Source organism: Coprococcus sp. RTP21281st1_F1_RTP21281_210402, assembly GCF_040915325.1.
In the GTDB taxonomy this organism is placed as follows: domain Bacteria; phylum Bacillota; class Clostridia; order Lachnospirales; family Lachnospiraceae; genus Coprococcus; species Coprococcus aceti.
This window is the reverse complement of record NZ_JBCPDQ010000010.1, coordinates 59,994-84,259: the sequence shown is the minus strand read 5'-3', so window position 1 is coordinate 84,259 and position 24,266 is coordinate 59,994. Positions and strand designations below refer to the sequence as shown.

General features: G+C 43.2%; 27 protein-coding genes. 6 read left to right on the top strand and 21 right to left on the bottom strand.

Annotation, left to right across the window (positions count from 1 at the left end):
- Positions 1-72: 72 nt before the first annotated feature.
- From AB5150_RS13300 to AB5150_RS13270, 7 genes are all read right to left on the bottom strand, one after another.
- Positions 73-903, bottom strand: a complete 831-nt coding sequence (locus AB5150_RS13300) for a hypothetical protein (protein WP_022217462.1) — start codon at positions 901-903, stop codon at positions 73-75.
- Positions 900-1,550 carry an ABC transporter ATP-binding protein gene (locus tag AB5150_RS13295; protein ID WP_368292026.1) on the bottom strand — a complete coding sequence of 217 codons (651 nt, stop codon included), beginning with the start codon at positions 1,548-1,550 and terminating at the stop codon, positions 900-902. The genes AB5150_RS13300 and AB5150_RS13295 overlap by 4 nt, the downstream gene beginning before the upstream one ends.
- Positions 1,547-2,338 carry a hypothetical protein gene (locus AB5150_RS13290; protein ID WP_349823105.1) on the bottom strand — a complete coding sequence of 264 codons (792 nt, stop codon included), beginning with the start codon at positions 2,336-2,338 and terminating at the stop codon, positions 1,547-1,549. Before AB5150_RS13290 ends, AB5150_RS13295 begins: the two co-directional genes overlap by 4 nt.
- Positions 2,339-2,351: 13 nt before the next feature.
- Positions 2,352-2,909 (bottom strand): hypothetical protein, encoded by a 558-nt coding sequence (locus AB5150_RS13285; RefSeq protein WP_368292025.1) that lies wholly within the window; start codon positions 2,907-2,909, stop codon positions 2,352-2,354.
- Between the two features lie 11 nt (positions 2,910-2,920).
- Positions 2,921-3,781, bottom strand: coding sequence for a hypothetical protein (locus tag AB5150_RS13280; RefSeq protein ID WP_368292024.1), 861 nt, complete (start codon positions 3,779-3,781; stop codon positions 2,921-2,923).
- 66 nt (positions 3,782-3,847) lie between these two features.
- A complete protein-coding gene (locus tag AB5150_RS13275) occupies positions 3,848-4,345 on the bottom strand; it encodes a hypothetical protein (protein WP_368292023.1) in 498 nt (165 codons plus the stop codon).
- 17 nt (positions 4,346-4,362) lie between these two features.
- Entirely contained in the window at positions 4,363-4,521 is a 159-nt protein-coding gene (locus AB5150_RS13270; RefSeq protein ID WP_368292022.1) for a cyclic lactone autoinducer peptide, read from the bottom strand.
- A 225-nt stretch (positions 4,522-4,746) separates the two neighbouring features.
- Between AB5150_RS13270 and AB5150_RS13265 the strand changes: the two genes are divergently transcribed.
- From AB5150_RS13265 to AB5150_RS13255, 3 genes are read left to right on the top strand one after another with little or no spacing between them, the layout of a single operon-like run.
- Entirely contained in the window at positions 4,747-5,331 is a 585-nt protein-coding gene (locus AB5150_RS13265; protein ID WP_173795532.1) for an accessory gene regulator B family protein, read from the top strand.
- On the top strand, positions 5,328-6,071 hold the full coding sequence (locus AB5150_RS13260) for a LytR/AlgR family response regulator transcription factor (RefSeq protein ID WP_368292021.1): 744 nt from the start codon (positions 5,328-5,330) through the stop codon (positions 6,069-6,071). The genes AB5150_RS13265 and AB5150_RS13260 overlap by 4 nt, the downstream gene beginning before the upstream one ends.
- Before the next feature lie 15 nt (positions 6,072-6,086).
- Complete coding sequence (locus AB5150_RS13255; RefSeq protein WP_368292020.1) at positions 6,087-7,481, top strand: sensor histidine kinase; 1,395 nt, start codon at positions 6,087-6,089, stop codon at positions 7,479-7,481.
- Here the strand turns inward: AB5150_RS13255 and AB5150_RS13250 are convergent.
- The 8 genes from AB5150_RS13250 to AB5150_RS13215 all read right to left on the bottom strand — a co-directional run bounded on the left by AB5150_RS13250 (position 7,399) and on the right by AB5150_RS13215 (position 12,639).
- Complete coding sequence (locus tag AB5150_RS13250; protein WP_022217454.1) at positions 7,399-8,031, bottom strand: ABC transporter ATP-binding protein; 633 nt, start codon at positions 8,029-8,031, stop codon at positions 7,399-7,401. The two genes, AB5150_RS13255 and AB5150_RS13250, sit on opposite strands and share 83 nt — an antisense overlap.
- 13 nt (positions 8,032-8,044) lie before the next feature.
- Positions 8,045-8,875, bottom strand: a complete 831-nt coding sequence (locus AB5150_RS13245; RefSeq protein ID WP_117549805.1) for a hypothetical protein — start codon at positions 8,873-8,875, stop codon at positions 8,045-8,047.
- A 61-nt stretch (positions 8,876-8,936) separates the two neighbouring features.
- Positions 8,937-9,728: a hypothetical protein gene (locus tag AB5150_RS13240; protein WP_055271978.1), complete on the bottom strand. Its 792-nt coding sequence runs from the start codon at positions 9,726-9,728 to the stop codon at positions 8,937-8,939.
- 14 nt (positions 9,729-9,742) lie between these two features.
- Positions 9,743-10,300 (bottom strand): hypothetical protein, encoded by a 558-nt coding sequence (locus AB5150_RS13235; protein ID WP_015534350.1) that lies wholly within the window; start codon positions 10,298-10,300, stop codon positions 9,743-9,745.
- Between the two features lie 31 nt (positions 10,301-10,331).
- Positions 10,332-11,213, bottom strand: coding sequence for a hypothetical protein (locus AB5150_RS13230; protein WP_238051178.1), 882 nt, complete (start codon positions 11,211-11,213; stop codon positions 10,332-10,334).
- Between the two features lie 52 nt (positions 11,214-11,265).
- Positions 11,266-11,763 carry a hypothetical protein gene (locus AB5150_RS13225; RefSeq protein ID WP_015534352.1) on the bottom strand — a complete coding sequence of 166 codons (498 nt, stop codon included), beginning with the start codon at positions 11,761-11,763 and terminating at the stop codon, positions 11,266-11,268.
- Between the two features lie 176 nt (positions 11,764-11,939).
- Positions 11,940-12,092 carry a hypothetical protein gene (locus AB5150_RS13220; protein WP_156332998.1) on the bottom strand — a complete coding sequence of 51 codons (153 nt, stop codon included), beginning with the start codon at positions 12,090-12,092 and terminating at the stop codon, positions 11,940-11,942.
- Positions 12,073-12,639 carry an accessory gene regulator B family protein gene (locus AB5150_RS13215; RefSeq protein ID WP_243147829.1) on the bottom strand — a complete coding sequence of 189 codons (567 nt, stop codon included), beginning with the start codon at positions 12,637-12,639 and terminating at the stop codon, positions 12,073-12,075. The genes AB5150_RS13220 and AB5150_RS13215 overlap by 20 nt, the downstream gene beginning before the upstream one ends.
- A gap of 686 nt (positions 12,640-13,325) precedes the next feature.
- On the opposite strand from AB5150_RS13215, the gene AB5150_RS13210 reads away from it, so the two are divergent.
- Genes AB5150_RS13210 through AB5150_RS13200 form a run of 3 tightly spaced genes read left to right on the top strand, consistent with a single transcriptional unit; the run spans position 13,326 to position 16,172 of the window.
- Positions 13,326-14,108, top strand: a complete 783-nt coding sequence (locus tag AB5150_RS13210; RefSeq protein WP_015534354.1) for a sensor histidine kinase — start codon at positions 13,326-13,328, stop codon at positions 14,106-14,108.
- Positions 14,109-14,141: 33 nt separating this feature from the next.
- Positions 14,142-14,885, top strand: coding sequence for a LytTR family DNA-binding domain-containing protein (locus tag AB5150_RS13205; RefSeq protein ID WP_015534355.1), 744 nt, complete (start codon positions 14,142-14,144; stop codon positions 14,883-14,885).
- A gap of 21 nt (positions 14,886-14,906) precedes the next feature.
- Positions 14,907-16,172 (top strand): sensor histidine kinase, encoded by a 1,266-nt coding sequence (locus AB5150_RS13200; protein ID WP_055146101.1) that lies wholly within the window; start codon positions 14,907-14,909, stop codon positions 16,170-16,172.
- 90 nt (positions 16,173-16,262) lie between these two features.
- Here AB5150_RS13200 and AB5150_RS13195 read toward each other — a convergent pair whose 3' ends face one another.
- The 6 genes from AB5150_RS13195 to iorA form a co-directional block, all read right to left on the bottom strand.
- Positions 16,263-17,519 carry a diaminopimelate decarboxylase gene (locus AB5150_RS13195; protein ID WP_055146098.1) on the bottom strand — a complete coding sequence of 419 codons (1,257 nt, stop codon included), beginning with the start codon at positions 17,517-17,519 and terminating at the stop codon, positions 16,263-16,265.
- Positions 17,520-17,561: 42 nt separating this feature from the next.
- Positions 17,562-19,196, bottom strand: coding sequence for a class I adenylate-forming enzyme family protein (locus tag AB5150_RS13190; protein WP_055146095.1), 1,635 nt, complete (start codon positions 19,194-19,196; stop codon positions 17,562-17,564).
- Between the two features lie 212 nt (positions 19,197-19,408).
- Entirely contained in the window at positions 19,409-20,125 is a 717-nt protein-coding gene (locus AB5150_RS13185; protein ID WP_055146396.1) for an A24 family peptidase, read from the bottom strand.
- Between the two features lie 312 nt (positions 20,126-20,437).
- Positions 20,438-21,679, bottom strand: coding sequence for a phenylacetate--CoA ligase family protein (locus tag AB5150_RS13180; protein WP_015534360.1), 1,242 nt, complete (start codon positions 21,677-21,679; stop codon positions 20,438-20,440).
- A gap of 42 nt (positions 21,680-21,721) precedes the next feature.
- Entirely contained in the window at positions 21,722-22,294 is a 573-nt protein-coding gene (locus AB5150_RS13175; RefSeq protein WP_015534361.1) for an indolepyruvate oxidoreductase subunit beta, read from the bottom strand.
- Positions 22,287-24,080: an indolepyruvate ferredoxin oxidoreductase subunit alpha gene (iorA, locus tag AB5150_RS13170; protein ID WP_015534362.1), complete on the bottom strand. Its 1,794-nt coding sequence runs from the start codon at positions 24,078-24,080 to the stop codon at positions 22,287-22,289. Before iorA ends, AB5150_RS13175 begins: the two co-directional genes overlap by 8 nt.
- Positions 24,081-24,266: the final 186 nt, after the last annotated feature.

Below are 24,266 nucleotides of genomic sequence, written 5' to 3'. Positions count from 1 at the left end.
AAATTTAAAGGGAGAGCAGTACAGACGTCTTTTTGCATCTGTACCGTTCTCCCTTTATTATAGTTCACAGTCTCACAATATATCCTTCCTGTCAAAATACATAAGTCCACCGATCAAAGATATCAGGATCATCCCTGCCGAAAGCACCAGTCCGCTGGCCGGATTAACGCCGTCCACCTCTATATACGATGTCCTCTGCCACATGGTATAATTTCCCGGCAGATACCACACTGTATAGTAGGCCGACAATACATACATAGCACACACACCGGCAAAGCTGACTACAGGTGTAATAAGAAATCCAGCCAATATCTGAACCTGACTGACCGCAACAGACACCAATACCGGCAGTAATATGGTCACACAAAGCACATCCCACGTACCCATACTCACTGTCGAAGTGGTATACAGACGCACTGCCAATCCAGGGGTTACTCCCCATCTCATATCAGCACCATATAAAGCTGCTGTTACACATATTCCACCAATGCACACAGCATAATACAACACCACAGTCACAATGCAGTAAATAAATTTACTTATCCACCACTTACTTCTGCTCCCAACGGCTATAAACAATACCCTTCCATTCGAGTGAAAATCATCACTTGCATAATATGCAAGCAGATACGCAAGCCCGATCTGGAATGCAAACCAGTATATTGGTATCTGGAAATACTCCTTTGGATCAAAATAGTATACACTCATCCCTTTGGTAGCAAACAATATGTAATCTGCAAGTGTACCGTTTGTAAACAACGCATTTCGATCCACGAGATCATTGAGATATGAATGTAATTCCCTTGTCTGTGATACAGCAAATAATAAAGGTATGATAAACAGAAAACTTCTTCTCAATATACCATTTGTTGTATCTCTTCCAAGGAGTCTCAGAGTTTTCATTCCCCGATCACCTCGCATCCCGCAACCGTACCGTTTTTGATCTCATATATTATGTCACACAGAAATTCCAGTTCTTCCCTGTCATGGCACGCAATTACTATTAGCTTTCCCTCGTCACGCAGCTTCAGAAGTTCGGTTTTTATGCTCATCACCGTCTGCTCATCAAGTGCATTTATCGGTTCATCCAGAATTATCAGATCCGGTTCTCCCATAATTGCATTTGCTATTCCAAGCTTCTGTTTCATTCCAAGCGAATATTTACGGTATGTCCTTCCATCATCGGGATCAAGTCCGACCCTCTCTATCGCATTCCTCACCTCTTCATCGCTTATATTTCCCATAAGCTTTGACAGCATACGAAGGTTTTCATATCCCGTATACTGCGGAAGAAATGAAGGGTTCTCTATCAAAACTCCAACGCTTCGCGGAAACTTTATATCATGGTGCAAAACCTCACCATCAATAATGACCTTGCCGCTGTCCGGTATGAGCAAGCCACAAAGAGCTCTCATTATCATGGTCTTGCCACACCCGTTTTTTCCCCTGAGTCCATACACTTTCCCGGGCTCCATCTGCATATTAACATTATCAAGTATGAGCGTGCCTTTTATCTTCTTACTGAGTCCCTCTATTATTATCTCTTTCACAGAATATCTCTCCTCCTATGCCATATATATATCAATGCAAGTGGAACTGCGCATACCACAACATACATTGTCACTATCTGATATCTATATGTAACTACATTTTGAATAGGATTTATCATTGCCATAGCCGACCATGTGCCGATTCCGGTTCCTTCAAATATAACTCCCGTAAACACATACAGTGCAAATGGTGCCATTATTGTGGAAAATCTGCTTCCGCACCATCTGGCAAAACACATTGCCACCAGCCCGGCAATACCGCCGAACAAAGCATCAAGCACAATAAACACCAGCGCATAGCATAACGGGTGCTCTGCAAACAGCCTTGGAAACATATTGCAGTCTATAATACCCGTATACAGGAATGTCAACTTATCCGGTTTTTTATTTGGGTATAGCCCGGCACATATGAACAGATCTATCAAAAGGGGAATGGCTGTCGCAGCAGCTCCCGAAGCCACCACAGCGAGCTCCTTTGCCAGCATATACTTTATGCGCGATGTCCTGATACATATATTCCGTTCATATCCACTTTTTATGTCCTGATAACATGTACCAGCATATGGCAGACAGGCCAGCAGGGGAAGCAATACATAGAACAGACTATTATAAGCAAAGTGATAATCAGTCCCCAGCCATATCTGGATCAGTGCGCAATCCGCTTTATGACCATACTGTTTTAAGTAGAGTACAATATCCGCCAATCCTATCAGTGTTCCAATCGCAACACTTACAGCAAGCCATATATTCTTAAATGCCCTTCGCATTTCAAACTTAAATATATTCATATCATTCACCAATTTATTCCATATCCAATTTCATCCTGATCTTCACCGGCTCAAGCACCGGCACATAATAAAATGTCTCCTCATCCATATGTCCCCATGTCTTATCTCCAAACGATACCCGGGCCGCTTTGGTTACATACCATACCTTCTGGTCTGCGCCTGCTTTCAGTTCATTATCTGAAAACACATTGATATCCTGCATATCATAGGGATTCACGGAGCTGCACCATGTAGCAGATTCAAATCCACAGGATGTCATATCCATCACCGCATCCCATGAAATAGATTCATTTGTATTGTTCTCTATATTGAGACAGGCGCATACAAATCTGTCTTCCGAACTAAGTGTCTCCACGTTATCCACTCCAAAACGTGTCTTATAATCATCTATACTGTATATATGTGCCTCTACACATCTGATGACCAGACCATCACATTCTATTGCTTCTCCCGCTTCAACGACCTGCGTATTGTCAATGTATCCGTGGTTTATACTGTATATTCTGCCGCACCAGAATATGGCTGCACATATAACCACCACCACTACAATAACTCCAATATATCTCTTCATGCGTCCTCCCATTACTGATCATCTGTTTCCGTCTTCGGAAGCGAATCTATATCAACATAATCCGGTAGTTTTGCCGGATCATATGAGAAGTTCCCTGTGATAAGACTTCCATAATAGTGTTTCTCATTTTCGTCAAATTCCTGTGGGACCGCCAAACCAATTGTACATTCCATGCTCTCATGGCCCTTCAACCTGAAGAAATAATATTTCATCGCTCTTTCATCCCCATCTGTATAAATCGGCTTATCATAGTAACACAAAGCTTCATTGTAGCTTATCTCACTCGCTTCAGGAGAGTCATATACAACATCATATGGAAATGCATCCTCTACATCTGCGTTTCCCATATTGGTCAATTTGCACTTGATAAAATAAAATTTTCTAGGTTTAACCTTAGTGTATGTGTACTTATCTATCACATCCTGATTTCTGTCCATGATTTCTACAGACTCTTCTACCGTATACGCATCATAATCTGATAACTGAACGTCTTTTACCTCAGGAGCCTCCTCATAGATTGCATCCCAATCTATAATATCCTCTGTTTCTTCAGGGTCCGGCAGGGTCTGATCCCGAAAATATTCAACCGGATATCTGTTTTCCGTGGAGATCTCAGATCCCTCTATGACATCTGCTGACAACATCTCTATCTTTATAGCTCCAACCATCAAAACATTATCTCCTACCCCCTCAACCACGCTTTTTTCTGAAGTCGTTGAGTTTTCACTACTTGCATTTGAAGTAGTCTTCGTAGTCGTATTCGACCTTTCCTCAGGAGTTTCTTTGTTTTTCTGAAGCATATATGCTGAAGTTCCTCCCGTTGCCATAATCAATACGCATATTATTACTGCTGCCAGATACTTTTTTTTCATTATCTTGTATTCCTCCTCATGATCCTGCCTTCACCCGCTTCACTTTATCAGTAGACCAACCTCTGATCAATCATATACTTCGTAATTTCTTGTTGAGTCAGGGCTCCACCATCCTATAGAATCCACCTGTGCGCTGACAGTTCTTCGCATTCTCAATCTTGCATATGTATTTTTTCTCTCGTTCACCATGTTTGTGATGCTCGCCTCAACACCAAGTGGAATTACATGTGAATCTGATCTGTCTACTACATTTGCTCCTTTTTCTGAATTCGCCCCCTGAACAGTATATTCCAGCTTTGGACCAACAGTCGGAAATACATACACTTTTGTCTTGTTGTATTTTCGCCTAAAATTAGAATATCCATTCTTGCTGTTTTTGTTGCTGAACGAAAACTTCTCATTGTCTGTATTTCCACCAGACAAAGTTACTATGCCAGCAGTCTTAGCTCCAGTGCTATCTGCTTTTGCAACACTTGCCATTCCCGCTGCGCCCGATATCGCCATCGCTCCAGCTATCGCTAATATTGCTGTTTTTTTCTTTAACAAATTCATTCTTTTCTTCATAATACTTCCCCTTTCTACTATTCCATTTCTCTCTTTATCTCGCTTATGCCGTCAGGTTCCTCTGGCTGATACCACTGCCCCCTACAACATACAGGTGAGATTGTTGCAACCATCGCAGCAATAGCACATATTCTTGCTCCATATCTTACTACGACCCTTTTTAACAACTTACTCATACCCCAGTCCTCCTTCCATATTGGTTTATGCACTTTGTATGCTAACATCATTCGACACCACCCAACCAAAATCGTCTGTGAATGGCCAAAAAAAGCAGGTGAATGAAATGTATCTACCATTCACCTGCTTTTTTCGACCATTCGCGGATTCTCTGTCTTTTCTGTCTATATCAGAGAGTATAATTTTATCAGCTTATAATTTTTGATTAAAAGGGAGTGCGTGCCATGATCTTATCTGAGCAATTAAGCAAAAAGATTGTCAATATCATGTCAGATAACAACATAATAGATAGTCATTTGGATGCTGCATATATATACTGCATTGATTTCGCTCTGGATTTAGTATTGTTCAACTTAAGCATCATAATCATTGGTGCCTTAACCCATAACTTTATCCTATCTGTAATCTATGTAACCGTTCTTGTTCCAACAAAGATGCTGGCTGGTGGCGCACATGCCGGGAGCACATATGCATGCTGTTCTATATCATACTCTGTATATCTACTCTGTATGTTGTTATGCCGGTTGATTCCTGGTATTCCAGTTTTGAACATATTAGTCTGTCTTGTTACCGGAATCGGTATATGTGCACTATCTCCAGTTCCACACAAGAACAAGAAGCAAAGCTATCAAGCAAAACACAAAATAAAAAAATATTGCTGCTTTTGCATAGGTATAATTTACATCCTTTTATCTGTTGTGTTATCATTTCGTTTATATAGATATGGAAATCTGATAATGATTTGTCTCACTATAGTTTTTGTGAATCAGATTATTGGTCTATTTATAAATAACGGAGGAAGAAAATGAGACTAAATATTGCTATATGCGATGACGATAAATCTTTTATGGAAAATCTGGAAAAAATGTTAATTTCATATTCCTTACAGTTTGACATAGATATCCACGTAGATAAATACCAAAATGGTTCTGCACTGTTGTCTGCATACGATTCTTCTCAGTCCTCACCATATCAAGTTTTAATGCTTGATATAGAAATGCCTGGTGAAAATGGTATATCAATAGCAGAAAAAATTAAACACACCAAAGATTTTGATGTATTGATAGTGTTTATCAGCAACTACCCAGAATATATGCTGGATTCATTTTCGGTTCATCCATATCATTTCTTACAAAAACCTATTAATTACACAACTTTAAATACACTTTTGGATGATATATATAATTATTATAAGAAAACCCATTCATTGGTCACGATCATCAGTGATTATGATACCGAACACACTATATACATAAAGGACATTTACTATATAGAATGTTCGGATTCATCCAGTAAAGCCCTGATTTTTCATATGAAAGATAATCAGATACACACAACCGGCACTCTGAATTACTGGAATACCACACTTGCCGATAATTCATTTATTCTATGTTCCAGAAATGCTTTGATAAATATTCAGCACATTCACTTTATCAAAGATAACCAGATTATTCTTGAAAATGATGAAGTTGTTACTATGAGTAAACGCAACCGAAAGAAACTACTTGACTGTTTTCTTAACAAGATTGTTGCAATACATAACCATTGATTGTAGAGGGATTTTATGACTTACTTAATTAGCGCCGTAACCTATATTTTTGATATTTTTATCGTATCTTCTTATCTTAAGAACATGTTAAAACACTTTAAAAAAAAATACTCAACTATATATATACTATGCCTCATATTAGTCGAGGTCATATTATATATAAATGAACTGTTATCATCCAGATACAATTCTTTTTCTTCTGTGGTGATAACTCCTGCTCTCAGCATTCTGACAACATTTGCTCTCTGCTGTTTTTTCTCAAACTCCATAAAAGCAAAAATACTTACTGCCCTGTCTTTTCAGGTTCTTGTCTCGCTTGGCGAATCATTCTTTACTTTTATAATTACTCATGTCAATCCTGACATTCTTGACATGGCAAACAAAACTCTGCTTTACAGCATTATGAATCTCGGTTCAAAAGTAATGCTCTTTTTGCTCTGCCTTATTGTCACCATATTTTTTAGAAATCAGAAATACGAGCATACAACAGAATATAGTATCCTGTTGTTTACAACTCCTATAATAACATTAACCATATTTTCATTTACCCCTCTGCATTTTTTATCAGAGAATGATAATATGTTTTTCTATGAAGTACTGTTTATATGCCTTTCTCTGCTTAACATAGTTAATTATATTCTTATACAAAAGGCTTTTATATCCACCGTAGTCAACTACACAAATATGAACATTCAACGTCAACTCGACTTCCAAAAAGGTAAATTTGAACAGTTAAGTGAATCCTACAGACAAAACAGAAGAATTATACACGATGTGAAAAAACATTACTTCTATATTCAGGAACAGATCAACAAGCAGCATTTTGACGACCTGAAAAATTACACCTCCACCGCGATCCAATCCATAGAGGATAACTATGCCAAGTATAATACTGGCAACCTGGTAATAGATTCATTCATAACAAACTATGACAATATTGCAACAAAAAATAACATCGCATTCTACGTAAGGCTAAATGTAGATTTTAACCGGGTTCCTACAAACGACTATGATCTGTGTATAATTCTAGGGAACCTGCTTGATAACTGTATTGCTGCATGTATAAAATGTAATAACAGCCGATATATAAATATAAGTATAGAAACTACTGACAACGATAAATTTGTTATACACTGTGAAAACCGGTCACCTGTTATTGATCCCACCGCAAGACAACACTCCATTGACCATGGTTTTGGTCTGAGCAATATAAGCCATACTGTTGAAAAAAATAATGGTTTTTTTGTATATCAGCAAAAAGATGATATTTTCTACACAGATATCATGATACCGATTATTGATGAGTCAAAAAGGGTATTCAAATCTGTCAGCCACATATCCTTCCATCCTTCATCTCATATATCTCATCGCACAGATATTCCAGCTCCTCCCTGTCGTGGCAGGCAGTGATTATAAGACTTCCTCCATCACGCAGCTTCAGCAACTCCTTCTTTATGTTCTCTACAGACTCTTCATCAAGTGCGTTGATAGGTTCATCCAGCACTATGACATCCGGCTCTCCCATGATTGCATTTGCTATGCCAAGCTTCTGCTTCATTCCAAGGGAATACTTTCTGTATACCCTCTTATCATCCGGATCAAGACCTGTCCTCTCTATGGCATATCTGACATCGTCATCACTGATCCCTCCCATGAGCTTTGCCAGAAGCCTTAAGTTCCTGAAGCCTGTGTACTGAGGCAGAAATGACGGATTCTCTATCAGAGCGCCTATACTCCGTGGAAACTTTATGTCCCTGTGGAGCTCCTCATCATCTATATATATGTGTCCTCCATCAGGTATGAGCAGACCACATATAGCTCTCATAAGCATTGTCTTGCCACAGCCATTCTTTCCACGGAGTCCATATATCCTGCCCGGAGTCATGGTCAGACTGATATCATCAAGTATGACTGAACCCTTTATCTTCTTATTCAGATTTTCTATCCTTATCTCGCTCATATGTATTCTCCTATCAGATTATATCCTTATTATCAAAATACACGATTCCTCCTGCAAATGCAGTGATCAGCATACCAGCCGCAAGCACCACTCCACTCATGGGATTAACCCCATCTGCCACTACATATGACACTCTCTGCCACATCGTATAATTTCCCGACAGATACCATACAGTATAGTATGCCGACAGAACATACACTCCACACACCGCTGCAAAGCTGATGACCGGCGTGATTATAAAACCCGCCAGTACCTGAAGCTGGCTTATCCCCAGCGTTACCAGCATCGGTATAAATAATGTTATCAGAAGCAGATCTGCGGCACTAAGATTGTATGTCTGCGGAGGATACAGCCGTGTTGTCAGCGCCGCCGTCATATCCATGGTCATATCTGCCCCATATGCCGCCGCCATTAAATATATCGTCAGCACACATACAGCAAAATACATTACCACAGCCACCGTACAGTATATGAGCTTGCTGACCCACCAGCTTCTTCTGCTTCCGGACGCAAGGCACACCACTCTCGCATTTGCGGCAAAATCATCACTGGAATAATATGCCAGGAAATAGGCCAGGCCTATCTGGAACGCAAACCAGTATATCGGTATGTAAAATACGCTCCTTGGATCAAAGTAATACACCTCCATCCCCTTCATCGCAAACAGAAGATAGTCCGCAAATGTTCCGTTGGTCAACAGGATATTCCCATCTGCAAGCTCGATAAGATATGCGTGGAGCTCACGTGTCTGCGACACCGCAAACAGTAACGGCAGTATAAAAAGAACACATCTCCTTAATATTCCATTTTCCATATCTCTTCCGAGAAGTCTCAGAGTCCTCATTCCCGCATCACCTCATATCTGTCCACCACATACATTCCTTTTTTATCTGTATTTCCTTCTTTCATAGAATATCCCTTCTTCTGTGCCATATGTATATAAGAACGAGTGCCGCTGCACTCACCGCAGCATACATCGTCACCATCTGGTACCTGTATGTAACCACATTCTGCAGTGGATTGACCATCTGCATGGCTGACCAGGTTCCAATCCCACGTCCCTCAAACATCACACCGGTAAATACATACAATGCGAACGGAGCCATTATCGTTGAAAATCTGCTCCCGCACCACCTCGCAAAGCACATAGCCACAAGACCTGTTATCCCTCCAAACACTGCATCGAGCAGCGTAAACAGCAGCGCATAGCACACAGGATGCTCTGCAAATATTCTCGGGAACATGTGGCAGTCTATAATTCCTGCATACAAAAATGTCAGTTTTTCCGGTCTTTTATCCGGATATATCCCCGCAGCAATGAACATGGCTATGAGCAGCGGGCACGCCACGGCTGCCGCTCCCGAAGCCGCCACAGCCGCTTCCTTTGCAATCATATAGCTTAAGCGGGACGTCTTAATACATATACTGCTTTCATATCCGGTTTTTTGATCCTGATAACACGACCCCGCATACGGAAAACACGCAATCAGTGGCAGCAGTACGTAAAACAAGCTGTTGTATGCAAACTGATAGTCTGTCCCGATCCATGTCTGGATCAAAGCCCTGCCTCTGTTAAATCCATACTGGCTGACATTAAGCCATATGTCCGCCAGCCCAATCAACGTTCCCAGAGCTATGCTTACTGCAAGCCACTTATTTCTGAACGCTCTGGTCATTTCAAATCTTAATACTCTCATATCTCAACACCACTTCATTCAATATCCAGTCTGATCATCAGCTTATCAGGTTCAAGGGTGAGTACATAATAGAAGCTCTCCCGCTCCAGGTTATCCCACGTATCCCTGCTAAATGACACCCGCGCCAGACTTGTCACATACCATATATCCTGATTCATTCCGGGCTCCAGATCATTACTTGTAAACGTATTCAGTTCCCGGCCAGAATACAAATTCACCGAACTGCACCATGTCTGTGACTCAAAGCCACACTCAGTCGCCGCCATCACAGTATCCCAATCGATCGGTTCTTCAGTTGTATTATCTACATTCAGGCGTGTACAGATAAACCGATCCTCCGGGCTCAGCACATCCACACTGTCCACATTAAAACGTGCTTTATACTCATCTATACTGTATATGCGGGTCTCCCTGCATTTTATAAGCAATCCATCCACCGATACATTCTCAGCCGCTTCTACAACTCTGGTGTCATCACTGTACGCCCTGTTAACGCTGAATATTCTTCCGCACCACAAGGTGACTGCACACAAGCTCACAACACCCAATGCCATCAGAACACCTCTCCTCATGCATATACCTCCACAAAATCTGATTCCCACCTCATGGCTTGTCATCCGCTTCCGGCTTTGGGAGTGCATCCAGATCCACAAAATCCGGAAGATCCGCCGGATTGTACGTAAAATATCCTGTGATCACCTGTCCATAATAATATTTCACGCCATCCTCCGGCTCCTGTGGCACAACAAGTCCAATCGTACATTCCATTGTCTCGTGTCCTTCCAGTCTGTATAGATAGTACCAACTGGCTCTGTCATCGCCCTCTGTGTGGACTGATTTGTCAAAGTATACCATTCCTTCTACGAACGAAACCTCACTCTCACCGGGAATCCTCTCCACAATGTCGTATGGGAACACATTCTTCACAACCGCATCCCCGGTATTCGTCAGTCTGCACTTAATAAAATACAGCTTATTGGTCTTTACCACAGTCTGCGTATGCTTATCTATCACATCCTGATACTGTGCAGTTATCTCCTCACACTCCTCAGGAGTATACGCATCCCCTGCCGACTCCTGAAATTCCTTGTATCCCGGAGCCTCCTCATACAGAGCATCCCAGTCTGTTATCTCCTCCTCCGACTCAGGCTCCGGCAGAGTCTCACTGCGAAAATATTCAACCGGATATTTATCCTCTGTTGTTATCTCGTCACCTGTGTATACATCAGCCGACAGCAGCTCTATCTTCACCGCTCCTGACATCAGCACGTTATCACCCACACCTTCTTTTTCACTTATTTTCTCTCCGGTCTTGTTTCCCGAAGCTTCGCTGTCTGTCTCTTCAGATGCCGCCTCAGACGACTTCCTTAACGCTCTGTCCTCTGGGGTTTCCCGTTTTTTCTGGAGCACATACGCCGAAGCTGCCACTGCTGCCATGATCAGCACTGCTGCCACTGTCATCACAAGATATCTTTTCTTCTTCACTTCTACTCCTCCCAACTCTGCCTTTGCCATCCGTCTTATGTCACTGCTTTAATCAGTCATAAATAGTGTAATTTCTTGTGGAATCCGGACTCCACCAGCCCTTTGAATCAGTCTGTGCTTTGACTGTCCTGTGCATCCTCAAGCCTGCATAGGCATAGCCTTTCTCGTTTACCATGTTTGTGATACTCGCCTCAATTCCAAGCGGAATAATATGCGTATCAGATTTTACTATTGGGTTTGTCCCTTTTGATGAATGCGAGCCCATTACTGTGTAACTGAGCTTTGGTCCTACTGTTGGATATACATAAACCTTTGTCTTATTATATTTACGTCTGTACGAACTATAACCATATCCGCTGTTATTGTTGCTAAAAGTAAACAGCTCGTTATCTGTATTAGAATATGATTCTTTGCATGTAACCACTGTACCTGCATTATTTGTATGTACATTCTCAGCCTTAGCAGGTGCAGCAATTCCCGCTGCTCCTGACACTGCCATCGCTCCTGCAACAGCGAACATCGCAAGCTTTGATTTCATTGACTTCTTCATAACCTTTTGTCCCTCCTAATTAATTATCTGCGGTCTTTACTCCAATTTTGCCACTTTTAACAATTTTGCTATTGTACTTTTCTGTGTCTGATAGTACAATCCGTTTATCAAGATTTTTCCAGCAAATGATTGTCTTGATATTTCTAATATCCTGAAGCTCAACTCTTCAGGATATTTTACTTTGTCTCTTTCTGTGAATCGATATTCCTGAGACACTCTGGGAGTTCTATCTCTCCCCATGCACCGAAACATCCTGTCAGTCTAATCACATCTTCTGCCATATTCTCAAGTATGTCCGACAGCATATTTCTAACCCTCTTCTGCGTCACGCATTGTCACCCCCTTTTTATTTCTTTTTATCAGAGATGATAATTTTAATATCATCACTTCTATAATCTGCAACAACCATATCCATACAATATAGTTATTGTAAGATTTCACCCCAAGACTCACCGCTCCAATTATCAGCACACCTGCTATACCACGAGCCTTTATCATATTTTTTCTATGTTGATTATATTTAGGTCTCTGTTTTGATGGTATAGGCGCAAATAATGCTATAACTACTATCTCCGATACCCACAATGAATTCTGCAGTTTGCTTGACAATATAATATTTTCTCCGCATGCTAACACCACGATATAAAACAATACAGTCACCGCTGTACAGCCATACCATGTTTTCATATGTATACCGCCAAGATAATTTCTTGTAAGTTCTATTGTCAATCCTGTTATTATTGCTATATCAACGTGTCCCAATATTGAAAAGAGGCCCAAAATAATTAAATATTTCTCTACCTTGTCAATAAGAAGCAGTATAGAATATTGTATTTTTACATCACGATCCTCATCGCTTCTGTATTTTCTGCCCAGCAGGATCTGTGTTAATAATATTCCCAGCTTATTGTTTAGATTATCTATTTGACCACCTCCACTTTTCTTTTATCATACAACTACTTAGATTGCAATATATTTTGCTTAATTTGTCATGAACGGTATCTATCATGTCATAAACGACAATTGACGCGGTATAAATCGTCTTTGTATAATGTTATATTATCTTTATGGAGGTTGCCATGATACATCATATCGTAGACTCTTTTTGTTATATTATTGAAATTTTATATGATCTCATCATGCTCTCATCCATTGCCGGAGTACATATAAAAGAAATGCGACATCCTGTGATAAGTGCAATTTTATACTTTTGTTTGGGAACCTTTTTTTCATCCCTGTTTCCAGGTGCGCTTGGGTGGATCATCTTATGTTCACTAGCCTATTTAACGACTCTTTTTATCTTAAATACGACTATATTTAATTCTCTAATTGCCTTCGTCATATCACACACTTTTATCCTTCTTATTCAAAATTCTATAATTCTGTTATTTTACAGAGTGAATTTTAATAATCAGATAGCCTCCTCCATCGCAGGCTCCCTGATTACTTTTTCTATTGCTTGTGCTATATGCAGGCTACTTCCATTCCATAGCTTCTACTCTCAGTTGATTAATGGCAGATTTTTATCCAAGTACCTTGTAATACATGTTTTTCTGATAATCATGCTTGAGCTGGGACTGCGTAAATACAGCACATTTAACACAATCATATATATCCCCCTCATCTCATTTTTCACCGTGATAGTCCTCATCACCGACATAGTAATCCTCAGCCAGCAACAGATCATCAGCAAGCAGCAGCACGATCTGGCAAATTACAACGTCTATCAGCCTATGATGGATGATCTGATTGAGGACGTCACGGGAAGGCAGCATGACTTTGACAATATATTGACCGGTATTCGAATGCTTCCATATACACACACCGACTACAGTTCATTAAAGGAGGCTCTTATCAGCAGTTCAGATGAGGTTATATCCGAATACAGAACCACCGAGCTTCTAAAAATCAACATGTTCGTGATCGCCGGGTTTATATACAGCAAACAAAAGCAGGCAGAAAAGGCGCACAAAAAGCTGAATATTGTCGTTCACAGCTATCTGCTCGAGAGCCGGATGCCTGAATATGAGCTGGTCAGGGTTCTGGGAATACTCATCGACAATGCACTGGAGGCCATATCTGAGCACGATAGTATGACTCTGCACCTGGATAGCCGGGACGGCAGAATCATCATCACCACTCTGAACAAAGGTCCTCTGCTAACACCCGAGATCAGAGCAAAGCTTTTCACAGCAGGCTATACCACCAAGACCTGTGATCGTCAGAAGCACGGCCTTGGTCTTTACAATCTCAGGCGTCTGGTATTTAAATATAATGGAAAAATATATCTGGAAAACGATTATCTTCTGGATGATACTCTGGTGCGTTTTGAAGTAATGGTTTAAAATACAACACATAGAAGGAAGGAGTCTTTTATAATGAGAGCTTTGGTAGTTGAAGACAATGTGGCACAATTAAATGGTCTGGCAGAGATAATAGAAGAAAGCTTCCCCGACATAGAATGTCTGAAGGCCGCCTGTTATGATGATGCTCTGGCTCTGGCAGATTCGCACAGCATCCAGCTTTTTCTGCTGGATATACAGCTTGGCGCCGACCCGGATAAGGACGGAATAAAGCTGGGAGAACAATTGCGAAGAAATCCGCGTTATCAGACAACTCCTATTTTGTACGTGACAGCTCTTGTAAACGAAGCTCCCAGAGCGATCCACAAGACCAACTGCTACGATTATCTGGTCAAGCCCTACTCACAGCAGGATCTGATAGAATCTGTCTCCAAGCTTCTGAACTTTTCTCTGATCAGGGAGGAACCAATAGAGCTTACCGACAGAGATGGTGTACTTGCCAGGATCAGACCAGACAATATACTATACATTAAATCCGAGCTGCGAAACATGCATGTCCACACAACCACCGGACTATTTATATCCACAGGAACAAGACTCTCTGTATTTGCGGACTCTCTTCCATCGTATTTTGCACGCTGCCACAAGAGCTTTGTCGTAAACCTTCACCATGTGGATACCTACGACAAGGTTACCGCCATGGTATCGCTTGACACACCGGACTATCAATGGATACCGGTTGGCCGCAAATACGCCACAGAGTTTGGTCACAGACTTAAAGCTTCCACGGCTGCGCGCAAACACGTTGAACAGGCTTAACAATGATAAGGGGTATTTGAAATGCTGAATTCTATAATAGATCTCCTATGCTTTACATTGGAAACAATGAAGGATGTTATTTTTATATCTGCCCTCATCGGAAGAAAATTCCGGGATATGCGCCACCCAATTATCGGAACGGCTGCTTACCTTATACTCGGGAATACGGTATCCTTAATTTTCCCAAATGCATTTGGATGGCTGGCATTATGCCTGCTATCCTATCTCATGCTGTTGTATATTATGAAGACCAGATATTTTTATGTATTGATGGCGTATATTCTTGAATATCTGTATGCGGCTTTTCTTGAGGACATTATCATCATGGGTATGACACGTCTGGGTGCGAACAATGAGACATACTTGTCCATTTCCTGTGCTGTATTTTCATTTCTGATTTCAGTGGCTCTGTGCAGATATGCGCCTATGAACCATGTGTTCCAAACCTTCATGGGCGGCAGTGGAATTATCAAATTCCTGTCTATTCATTTGTACGTTGTGTTTATGATCGAGACCGGGCTGTACAAATTCAGTACCATCGACACCTCGGTGTATATACCTGTGATATCATGCTTTGCAGTTGTGGTCATTCTCTCGGATATCATCATTCTGGGACAGCAGCGAACCATAGGAAAGCAGCAGCACGATCTGGAATGCTTTAAAACCTATCAGCCTATGATGGCTGATCTGATAAAGGATCTGCGAAGCAAACAGCATGACTTTGACAACCATCTGACTGCAGTCAGAATGCTTCCATACACCTATAGGGATTATGAGTCTCTGAAAAATGCCCTGATAAACTATTCAGACAATATGGTATCTGAATACCGTGAGTCTGAGCTGCTTCGCATCAATCTGTCTGTTGTCGCCGGTTTTATATATAGCAAGATGATCAATGCCGAAAAGAACGGAAAGACTCTGAATGTGATAGTCAGACAGCATACATTGAAAAGCTGTATGCCCGAATATGAAATCATACGTATACTTGGAATATTAATAGACAATGCTCTGGAGGCTGTAGATGCTCCGGGATCTGCCACCCTGTCTCTTGACAGCAGTCAGAACCAGATCATCATAAGCACCATGAACAAAGGTCCTGTGTTGAGCTCTGATCTTAGAAGAAATATGTTTACCTACGGCTACACAACCAAGACCATCGACAAGCAGCATCACGGATATGGTCTTCCGAACATGAAAAAGCTTGTGGATGAATATGAGGGAAAGATATGTCTGGATAACCGAACCATATCCGGACAGAATTATATTTGCTTCGAGGTGACAGTGTAACGCAGCTCATGCACATAGAAAACCGGCAGTATACAGTTGGACTTCAACTCATATACTGCCGGTTTTCTATGCTTATCTATGGTCTGCCTGTTACAGCTCTACATTCCAGAAATCCTTGATGGTTGCGAAGTAATCCTCAGGTGTCTCTGCACGGCGGATAAGCTTAAATGAGCCGTCCGGTCTGAGCAGAACCTCTGCTGACTTCAGCTTGCCGTTGTAGTTGTAGCCCATGGCAAAGCCGTGTGCTCCTGTGTCGTGGATGACAAGGATATCTCCCATGTCGATCTTTGGAAGCATTCTGTCTATAGCGAACTTATCATTGTTCTCGCACAACGAGCCTGTCACATCATACTTGTGATCGCATGGCTCATTCTCCTTGCCGAGAACTGTGATATGATGGTATGCACCGTACATGGCAGGTCTCATGAGGTTGACTGCACATGCGTCCACTCCGATGTACTCCTTGTGTGTGTGCTTCTCATGAATGGCTGTTGTAACCAGGTGCCCGTAAGGTGCCAGCATGAAACGTCCGAGCTCTGTGAAGATAGCTACATCACCCATGCCTGCCGGTACAAGCACTTCCTCATATACCTTTCTGACACCCTCGCCGATGACCATGATGTCATTTGGCTCTTTGTCCGGTGTATATGGGATTCCAACTCCGCCTGACAGGTTGATGAAGTCAAGCTTCACTCCGGTCTTCTCCTTGATCTCAACTGCTGTCTCAAACAGAATCTTTGCAAGTGTTGGATAATATTCATTTGTCACTGTATTGCTGGCAAGGAATGCATGCATTCCGAATCTCTTCACGCCCTTTGCCTTGAGGATCTTGTATGCCTCGATGATCTGATCCTTTGTCATACCATACTTTGCATCACCAGGGTTGTCCATGATGGTGGTTGATATGGAGAACTTTCCGCCCGGATTGAATCTACAGCAGATCTTCTCTGGAATTCCTGCTGCCTTCTCCAGGAAATCAATGTGTGTGAAATCGTCAAGATTGATGGTTGCGTTCAGCTTCTTTGCAAGCACGAATTCTTCGGCAGGGGTGTCATTGGACGAGAACATGATCTCATCGCCCTTAAATCCCATCTTGTCTGACATCATAAGCTCTGTCAGTGATGAACAGTCTGTTCCGCAGCCCTCTTCCTTGAGGATCTTGAGTATCGTTGGGTTCGGAGTAGCCTTTACAGCGAAATACTCCTTGAATCCTTTATTCCATGAAAACGCCTTATAAAGCTTTCGCGCATTCTCTCTGATTCCTTCTTCATCGTAAATGTGAAACGGTGTAGGGATCTCCCTGATGATCTCCTCTGCCTTTGCCTTTGTAATAAATGGTGTCTTCATCTTTTTTTGTCCTTTCTGTGCTGTATTACGGCAAGTATCTCACTATGCGTTGTTTTCTGCCGCTACCAGGTTCTCACTATTGTGCATCTTACGGAGAAGTGGCTTTTCTATCTTACCTGTAGCATTTCTCGGAACGTGCTCAAATATGATCTTCCTTGGTCTCTTATATCTTGGAAGTTCTTTACAGAACTCGTTGATCTCTTCCTCTGTACAGGTCATGCCATCCTTTACCTCTATGATAGCCGCTGTGATCTCTCCGAGACGGGCATCTGCGATACCGATGACCGCAACGTCCTTGATCTTCTCGTATTTGCTGAGGAAGTTCTCTATCTGTACAGGGTAGATATTCTCTCCACCACTGATTATAACATCTTTCTTTCTATCTACAAGATAAATAAATCCATCTTCGTCCTGCATAGCCATATCTCCTGTGTACAGCCAGCCGTCCTTCAGGCACTCCTCTGTCGCCTTCGGATTCTTGTAGTAGCAGGTCATGACACCAGGTCCCTTGAGGATAAGCTCGCCGACTGCGCCCTGCTCAACCTCTGTTCCGTCCTCATTCACGATCTTTGCCTGCCAGCCGTAGCCCGGCACACCGATGGCTCCGACCTTATGTATGTTCTCTACTCCCAGATGTACAGCGCCCGGTCCGATAGACTCTGAAAGTCCATAGTTCGTGTCGTACTGATGGTTAGGGAATATCTCTTTCCATTTCTTTATAAGACTCTGTGGCACTGGCTGTGCTCCGATGTGCATCAGTCTCCACTGTGACAGCTCATAATCCTCCAGATGTACATCGCCGTTCTCTATGGCAAGCAGTATATCCTGAGCCCATGGCACAAGAAGCCATACTATAGTACACTTCTCATCACTTACAGTCTGAAGTATAGTCTTGGCGCTTACTCCCTTGAGCAGAACTGCCTTTCCGCCCACTATCAGACTTCCAAACCAGTGCATCTTGGCACCTGTGTGGTACAGTGGCGGAATACACAGGAACACATCATCCTTTGTCTGTCCGTGATGTACATTCTCGACCTTTGCCGCATGCATCAGGCTCTCATGGTTGTGCAGAATAGCCTTTGGGAATCCTGTTGTTCCAGATGAGAAATATATAGCCGCATCATCACTGTCCTTGATGTCTCTCTTCTCGAACACGCTTGAGCAGTTGGATGTCAGCTTGTCATAGTCCTCTGCAAATGTAGGACAATTGCCGCCCACATAGAAGAGGATTCTCTTCTCAGCTATCTCGTCAACGACAGCCTCTATACGTCCGATGAACTCAGGGCCAAATACAAGCACGTCAACATCTGCAAGCTCTACACAGTATTTGATCTCCTCCGCATCGTATCTGAAGTTGAACGGAACCACTATGGCTCCCGTCTTCAACACTCCGAAATATATTGGAAGCCACTCAAGGCAGTTCATCATGAGGATACCTACCTTGTCTCCCTTCTGGATTCCACGTGACACCAGAAGATTGGCAAATCTGTTTGCCTTCTCGTTGAACACGCTCCATGTTATCTCTCTTCTGTACTGACATGTAGGATTAGACTCTATGAGTTCATACTCTCTCCATGTAACCCTTCTCGTCTCCTGCACATCAGGATTTATCTCTACCAGAGCGACATCATTTCCATATTCTCTGGCATTTCTCTCTAAGTAATCTGTGATTGGCATAATCGTAACTCCTAACCTCTCTTAATAATTGCTCTTCTTTCTCAATTAAAAGCTTTAACGCGTTAAATTGCACGCTCTTTACAGTATATCCCTCACATGGAAAATATACAATAGGCAATTACATTTGAATACTATCATAAAAAATAGTGCTGATGTATAAGTTTTTTATCACTTATACATCAGCACTATTTCTTTTTCATGGATTCATCACTCTACGCATAGAATGATGCCTTGATCATATTGATATAGCTGTTCATCATCTGTGATCCCACAAATGTCGCAATCATCAGGCCAACGCTGAGCGCCGGGCCAAATGCGAAATGATCGTCCTTGCCTTTCTTACGCCTTGCAAGAAGTATCACGCCCTGGCATCCACCAATGATAAGTCCGATGAAGAATGCTATGACGGTTGCCTTCCAGCCAAGGAAGAATCCTGCGGCAAACATGAGCTTGATATCTCCTCCGCCAAATCCATCCGGTATAACCAGCACTATCAGAAACAGCGGAAGGCTCACGCAAAGCATTCCAATAAGTCTGCTCACAAGAGAGAGGTCTCCGCCTGTCAGTGAAAATCCACCTCTCGTGAATATGGATATAACTCCAAGCACCAGTATACACACATTCAGCACAAATGGTATCTCCATGGTATCAGCGTCTATGAATGTGATGATAGTCAGCAGTCCAAAGAACAGGAATACCGTGACCGCCTCAAGGCTCACATCAAACTGCCACACCATAAGCACTCCGAACACCCCACCAAGGATCTGTATGAACAGACATCTCGGAGAAAACTTCTCAAAGCTCTTCGGCTTTCCCTTAAATATATTCTCATTGTTCGGCAGCTTGAGTATGATCTCATTCGCCAGAGTAAACAACACCACCCCAAGTAAAAACGCAACTATACAAGCTGCTATATTAATTGAATTCATAAACATAAAATCCCTTCTACATAAGTATTACCATGCACCGATAAAGTCTCTTTAACTTCTTGTCTTATGCAATGTAAGACCCATCCACAAATATAAATCTCCTTCTCAGACAGGTGAGCGCCTATTCAGTTGTCGGACTCAGCAACGGGCGTTCTCATGATATCCAAATCAGGGAATACGAGGCCGTCGGCACTTGGCAATCGCTTGCGGAGCCTTATGTGCCGCTACGCGCCGAAGTTAAGCGCAAGCGACCCTGATTGGATATATGAGAACCCCGATGCGTCCGTCTTACGTACGCTCACCGTCCGTCACCTACTGCTCACGATGGTCGATGACACGCTGTGTCTTCTTCTCACTTCTAGGCAGCGTTCCAACAGGGACAACAGTAATCTTCGGTGTAACTCCGATCCTTGACTTGAACAGATCTCTGATCTGACGTCCTGTCTGCTCAAAATCTACACGTCCCTCGGCCTCAACTGTAACCAGCATGATATCCTTATTGGCAGGCTCGTCATGGGCTATATTTATGGTGTACTCACTTGGGACTCCATCCACAAGTGCAAGCAGCTCCTCAACCTGACTTGGGAACATATTTACGCCGTGTACCTTGAACATATCATCACTTCTGCCCTTGATGATATCCAGTCTAGGATGCTTTCTTCCGCATGGACACTCACCCGGAATGATCCTTGATATATCGTGTGTCCTGAAACGGATGAGCGGAGCCCCCTCCTTAACCAGAGTAGTGATAACTATCTCTCCCTCCTCTCCGTCAGGGAGAGTCTTTCCGGTCTTCGGATCTATTATCTCTATATAAACATAATCATCCCAATAGTGCATTCCATTCTGGGCATCGCAGCTTATTCCGATACCAGGCCCATAGATCTCTGTAAGTCCATATATATCATACAGCTCTATTCCAAGCTTCTCTTTTATATACTCTCTCTTCTTCTCACTCCAACGTTCTGAGCCAAATACGCCCTTCTTCAAATGTATCTTATCCTTAAGCCCTCTCTTATCTATCTCTTCGGCAAGAAGAAGTGCGTATGATGACGTTGCTGTGAGAACTGTACTTTCAAGATCGATCATCATCTGTAACTGTTTGTCAGTATTTCCAGGGCCCATAGGAATTACCATGGCACCAAGCTTCTCCGCGCCTGCCTGAAATCCTATTCCGGCTGTCCACAGACCATATCCCGGTGTGATATGTACTCGGTCTTTCTTTGTCACTCCGGCTGTCTCGTAGCATCTTGCGAACATGGTTGCCCAGTCATCGACATCCTTTGCTGTATAAGGTATGATAACCGGCTTTCCTGTTGTTCCTGAAGATGAATGGATACGTACCACTTCCTCATCCGGAACAGCCTGTATTCCCAGTGGATAAGCATTTCTCAGATCATCCTTGCTTGAAAACGGAAGCTCCTCAAATGCCTCCTGACTTGTCACATCTGTTATACCAAGCTCTCTGTACTTCTTACCATAATAGCTGTCAGTCTTTACAAGTCTTTTTATCTGAGCGTCCACCTGACTGAGCTGTGTGTCATTTAACTTCATAATTTTTACTCTCCTTTTTCCCTTCGGTCAGCCCATCGCCAACTACATCTTCATCGCATATTCAAATACTTTCTTGTTCACCTCTACAAACTTCGGATTCACTCCATTCTCAATAGCTGAAATTATATCCGCCTCGTAAAGTCCAAGTCTACCGCTGGCTGCTGCAACTCCAAGAAGTGCTATGTTGTAGAACTTTGCCGAACCAAATTCACGGCTTATCGCCGCGCCGTCCATGACTATACAATCGCATTTATCCTTCAGGTAGTCAAGCATCGGCTGCGCCTCGTAGCCTGAATTCATAAGCGAGTCAGTCGCCGGTTTCACCGGGACGTTATTGGTGATGACGATTCCTCCCTTTTTCAGATAAGCCAGATTGCGCACCGCCTCTGCAGGCTCAAACGCAAGTATAATGTCAGCACCGCCCTGGGCTATGAGTGGCGAATACGCCTCACCGATCCTCACATGGCTCGTGACACTTCCGCCTCTCTGCGCCATTCCTATGGTCTCCGCCGAATGTACCGTCTCGCCCTTTGCCATATAAGCCGATGCGATGAGCTTGGACGCAAGAACCGTTCCCTGTCCGCCTACTCCGCAGACCAGAATATCTTTATTCATTGCAAGCACCTCCTATCGCCCCCACCGGACAGATCTGTGAACAAAGACCGCATCCCGTACACAGGCTTTCATCTATCGCCACCTTACCATCCTTCAGGATTATCGCAGGGCAGCCTATCTCTCTGATACATTTCTTACACTGTATACACTTTTCGGATATCTCCATCTTGCCAGACGGCTTGGTGATGGCTATACATGGCGACTTGAAAATGATCGCTTTGACTCCTCTGATATCCGCACACTCCTTAACTGCTGCCACGCTCGCCTCAAGATCAAGCGGATCAACAGTGACTATCTTCTTCACTCCGATTCCTTCAAGAACCTTCTGTATACTCACCTTGTCCACGAACTGGCCCATCATGTTGCGTCCTGTTCCCGGATGTGGCTGGTGTCCCGTCATGGCTGTGGTCGAATTGTCCAGCACGCACAGGATCATATTTGCATCATTGTACACTGCATTTACCACGCCGGTCATACCAGACGCGAAGAATGTGGAATCTCCCACAAATGCAAAGCACACGCCATCTTCATCCACCCAGTGGAAGCCCTGCGCCATGGTGATTCCGGCACCCATGCACAGACAGGTATCCACCATGTCAAGCGGCATGGCATTTCCAAGTGTATAGCATCCGATATCTCCGCAGAAGTAGCTTTTTCTTCCGGCCATCGCCTTCTTTACCGCGTAGAATGACGCTCTGTGAGGGCATCCCGCACACAGCACCGGAGGCCTCACAGGAAGCTCTGGTGCATCTGACACATCCACCTGGGAAGTCTTCTCAAGGTCAAGAAAATCGCACAGGATATCCGCAGCCTTGTTGGTAGAAAGCTCTCCGCTCGCCGGCACATCCCCGGTCTGCTTTCCTCTGACATCTATATCCATATGATATTTGCCTGCAAGGCGTAATATCTGATTCTCTATGTATGGGCTGAGCTCCTCAAGACACATGACCTCCGTCACTCCGTCCAGCGCATTCTTCACGAACTGCTCAGGGAACGGATGCGGGGTTGCTATACGGACCAGCTTCACATCAGGCACGTTCTTAAGTGTCTCCTTTGCATAGCAGTAGCTGATTCCCGATGCAAATACCGCCTTGCTGCCGCTGCCCTCCACCGTATTCATGGAGTAGCTGCCGAAGTCATCCCCAATCTCCACATTTCTTTTTTCTATCATGGCATGATTGGCAAATGACAATCTCGGGAAGATGACCCATTTCTTTGAATCCTTTACAAATCCCTCATATTCCTTTGCCTTCCACTCGTCTTTTACCTCTATGGATGCGTATGCATGACACACTCTGGTTGTCGGTCTGAACAAAACCGGCGTCTTGTATTTCTCCGAGTAGTCAAATGCATCCTGTATCATCTGATACGCCTCCTCAGGAGTCGACGGGTCAAATACCGGAATCCTGCAGAAGTCTGCAAACATCCTCGTATCCTGCTCCGTCTGTGACGATATCGGTCCCGGATCGTCCGCAGACACGATGACCATTCCGCCCTTTATCCCGACATACGCCAGCGACATAAGCGGATCCGATGCCACGTTGAGTCCCACCTGTTTCATGGTCACAAGTGTCCTCGCTCCACTGTATGATGCACTGGCAGCAACCTCCATGGCCGCTTTCTCATTTACCGACCACTCCACATGGACTCCGTCATGCGGGTATTTTGCTACTGTCTCAAGTATCTCTGAGGATGGAGTGCCCGGGTATCCGGCAACCAAATTGATTCCGGCTGCAAGAGCGCCAAGGGCGATCGCTCCATTTCCCATTACATATTCTTTCTTCATCTTAATTCCCTTCCAATCCTGTTTTAGAGCTTATATTCTGATATTATACCCTCTGCGGGTTTTAATGACAATAATTATTCGGAGCGGCAATTAAAACGGGGCTTTTTGCCAAAATAAAATAGTAAAAAACGGGGCAAAATAATCTCATAGCAATTGAAAAAACGGGGCAAATATACCAAGTTTGAA

Coding starts and splice junctions, on each gene's coding strand:
- iorA (WP_015534362.1), bottom strand. CDS start 24,080: ATGAAGAAAGAATATGTAATGGGAAATGGAGCGATCGCCCTTGGCGCT.
- AB5150_RS13250 (WP_022217454.1), bottom strand. CDS start 8,031: ATGAGCGAGATAAGGATAGAAAATCTGAATAAGAAGATAAAGGGTTCA.
- AB5150_RS13200 (WP_055146101.1), top strand. CDS start 14,907: ATGCTGAATTCTATAATAGATCTCCTATGCTTTACATTGGAAACAATG.
- AB5150_RS13190 (WP_055146095.1), bottom strand. CDS start 19,196: ATGCCAATCACAGATTACTTAGAGAGAAATGCCAGAGAATATGGAAAT.
- AB5150_RS13210 (WP_015534354.1), top strand. CDS start 13,326: ATGCTTGAGCTGGGACTGCGTAAATACAGCACATTTAACACAATCATA.
- AB5150_RS13265 (WP_173795532.1), top strand. CDS start 4,747: ATGATCTTATCTGAGCAATTAAGCAAAAAGATTGTCAATATCATGTCA.
- AB5150_RS13235 (WP_015534350.1), bottom strand. CDS start 10,300: ATGAGGAGAGGTGTTCTGATGGCATTGGGTGTTGTGAGCTTGTGTGCA.
- AB5150_RS13290 (WP_349823105.1), bottom strand. CDS start 2,338: ATGAATATATTTAAGTTTGAAATGCGAAGGGCATTTAAGAATATATGG.
- AB5150_RS13240 (WP_055271978.1), bottom strand. CDS start 9,728: ATGAGAGTATTAAGATTTGAAATGACCAGAGCGTTCAGAAATAAGTGG.
- AB5150_RS13245 (WP_117549805.1), bottom strand. CDS start 8,875: ATGAGGACTCTGAGACTTCTCGGAAGAGATATGGAAAATGGAATATTA.
- AB5150_RS13255 (WP_368292020.1), top strand. CDS start 6,087: ATGACTTACTTAATTAGCGCCGTAACCTATATTTTTGATATTTTTATC.
- AB5150_RS13260 (WP_368292021.1), top strand. CDS start 5,328: ATGAGACTAAATATTGCTATATGCGATGACGATAAATCTTTTATGGAA.
- AB5150_RS13205 (WP_015534355.1), top strand. CDS start 14,142: ATGAGAGCTTTGGTAGTTGAAGACAATGTGGCACAATTAAATGGTCTG.
- AB5150_RS13300 (WP_022217462.1), bottom strand. CDS start 903: ATGAAAACTCTGAGACTCCTTGGAAGAGATACAACAAATGGTATATTG.
- AB5150_RS13175 (WP_015534361.1), bottom strand. CDS start 22,294: ATGAATAAAGATATTCTGGTCTGCGGAGTAGGCGGACAGGGAACGGTT.
- AB5150_RS13270 (WP_368292022.1), bottom strand. CDS start 4,521: ATGAGTAAGTTGTTAAAAAGGGTCGTAGTAAGATATGGAGCAAGAATA.
- AB5150_RS13285 (WP_368292025.1), bottom strand. CDS start 2,909: ATGAAGAGATATATTGGAGTTATTGTAGTGGTGGTGGTTATATGTGCA.
- AB5150_RS13225 (WP_015534352.1), bottom strand. CDS start 11,763: ATGAAGAAGTCAATGAAATCAAAGCTTGCGATGTTCGCTGTTGCAGGA.
- AB5150_RS13280 (WP_368292024.1), bottom strand. CDS start 3,781: ATGAAAAAAAAGTATCTGGCAGCAGTAATAATATGCGTATTGATTATG.
- AB5150_RS13195 (WP_055146098.1), bottom strand. CDS start 17,519: ATGAAGACACCATTTATTACAAAGGCAAAGGCAGAGGAGATCATCAGG.
- AB5150_RS13180 (WP_015534360.1), bottom strand. CDS start 21,679: ATGAAGTTAAATGACACACAGCTCAGTCAGGTGGACGCTCAGATAAAA.
- AB5150_RS13185 (WP_055146396.1), bottom strand. CDS start 20,125: ATGAATTCAATTAATATAGCAGCTTGTATAGTTGCGTTTTTACTTGGG.
- AB5150_RS13275 (WP_368292023.1), bottom strand. CDS start 4,345: ATGAAGAAAAGAATGAATTTGTTAAAGAAAAAAACAGCAATATTAGCG.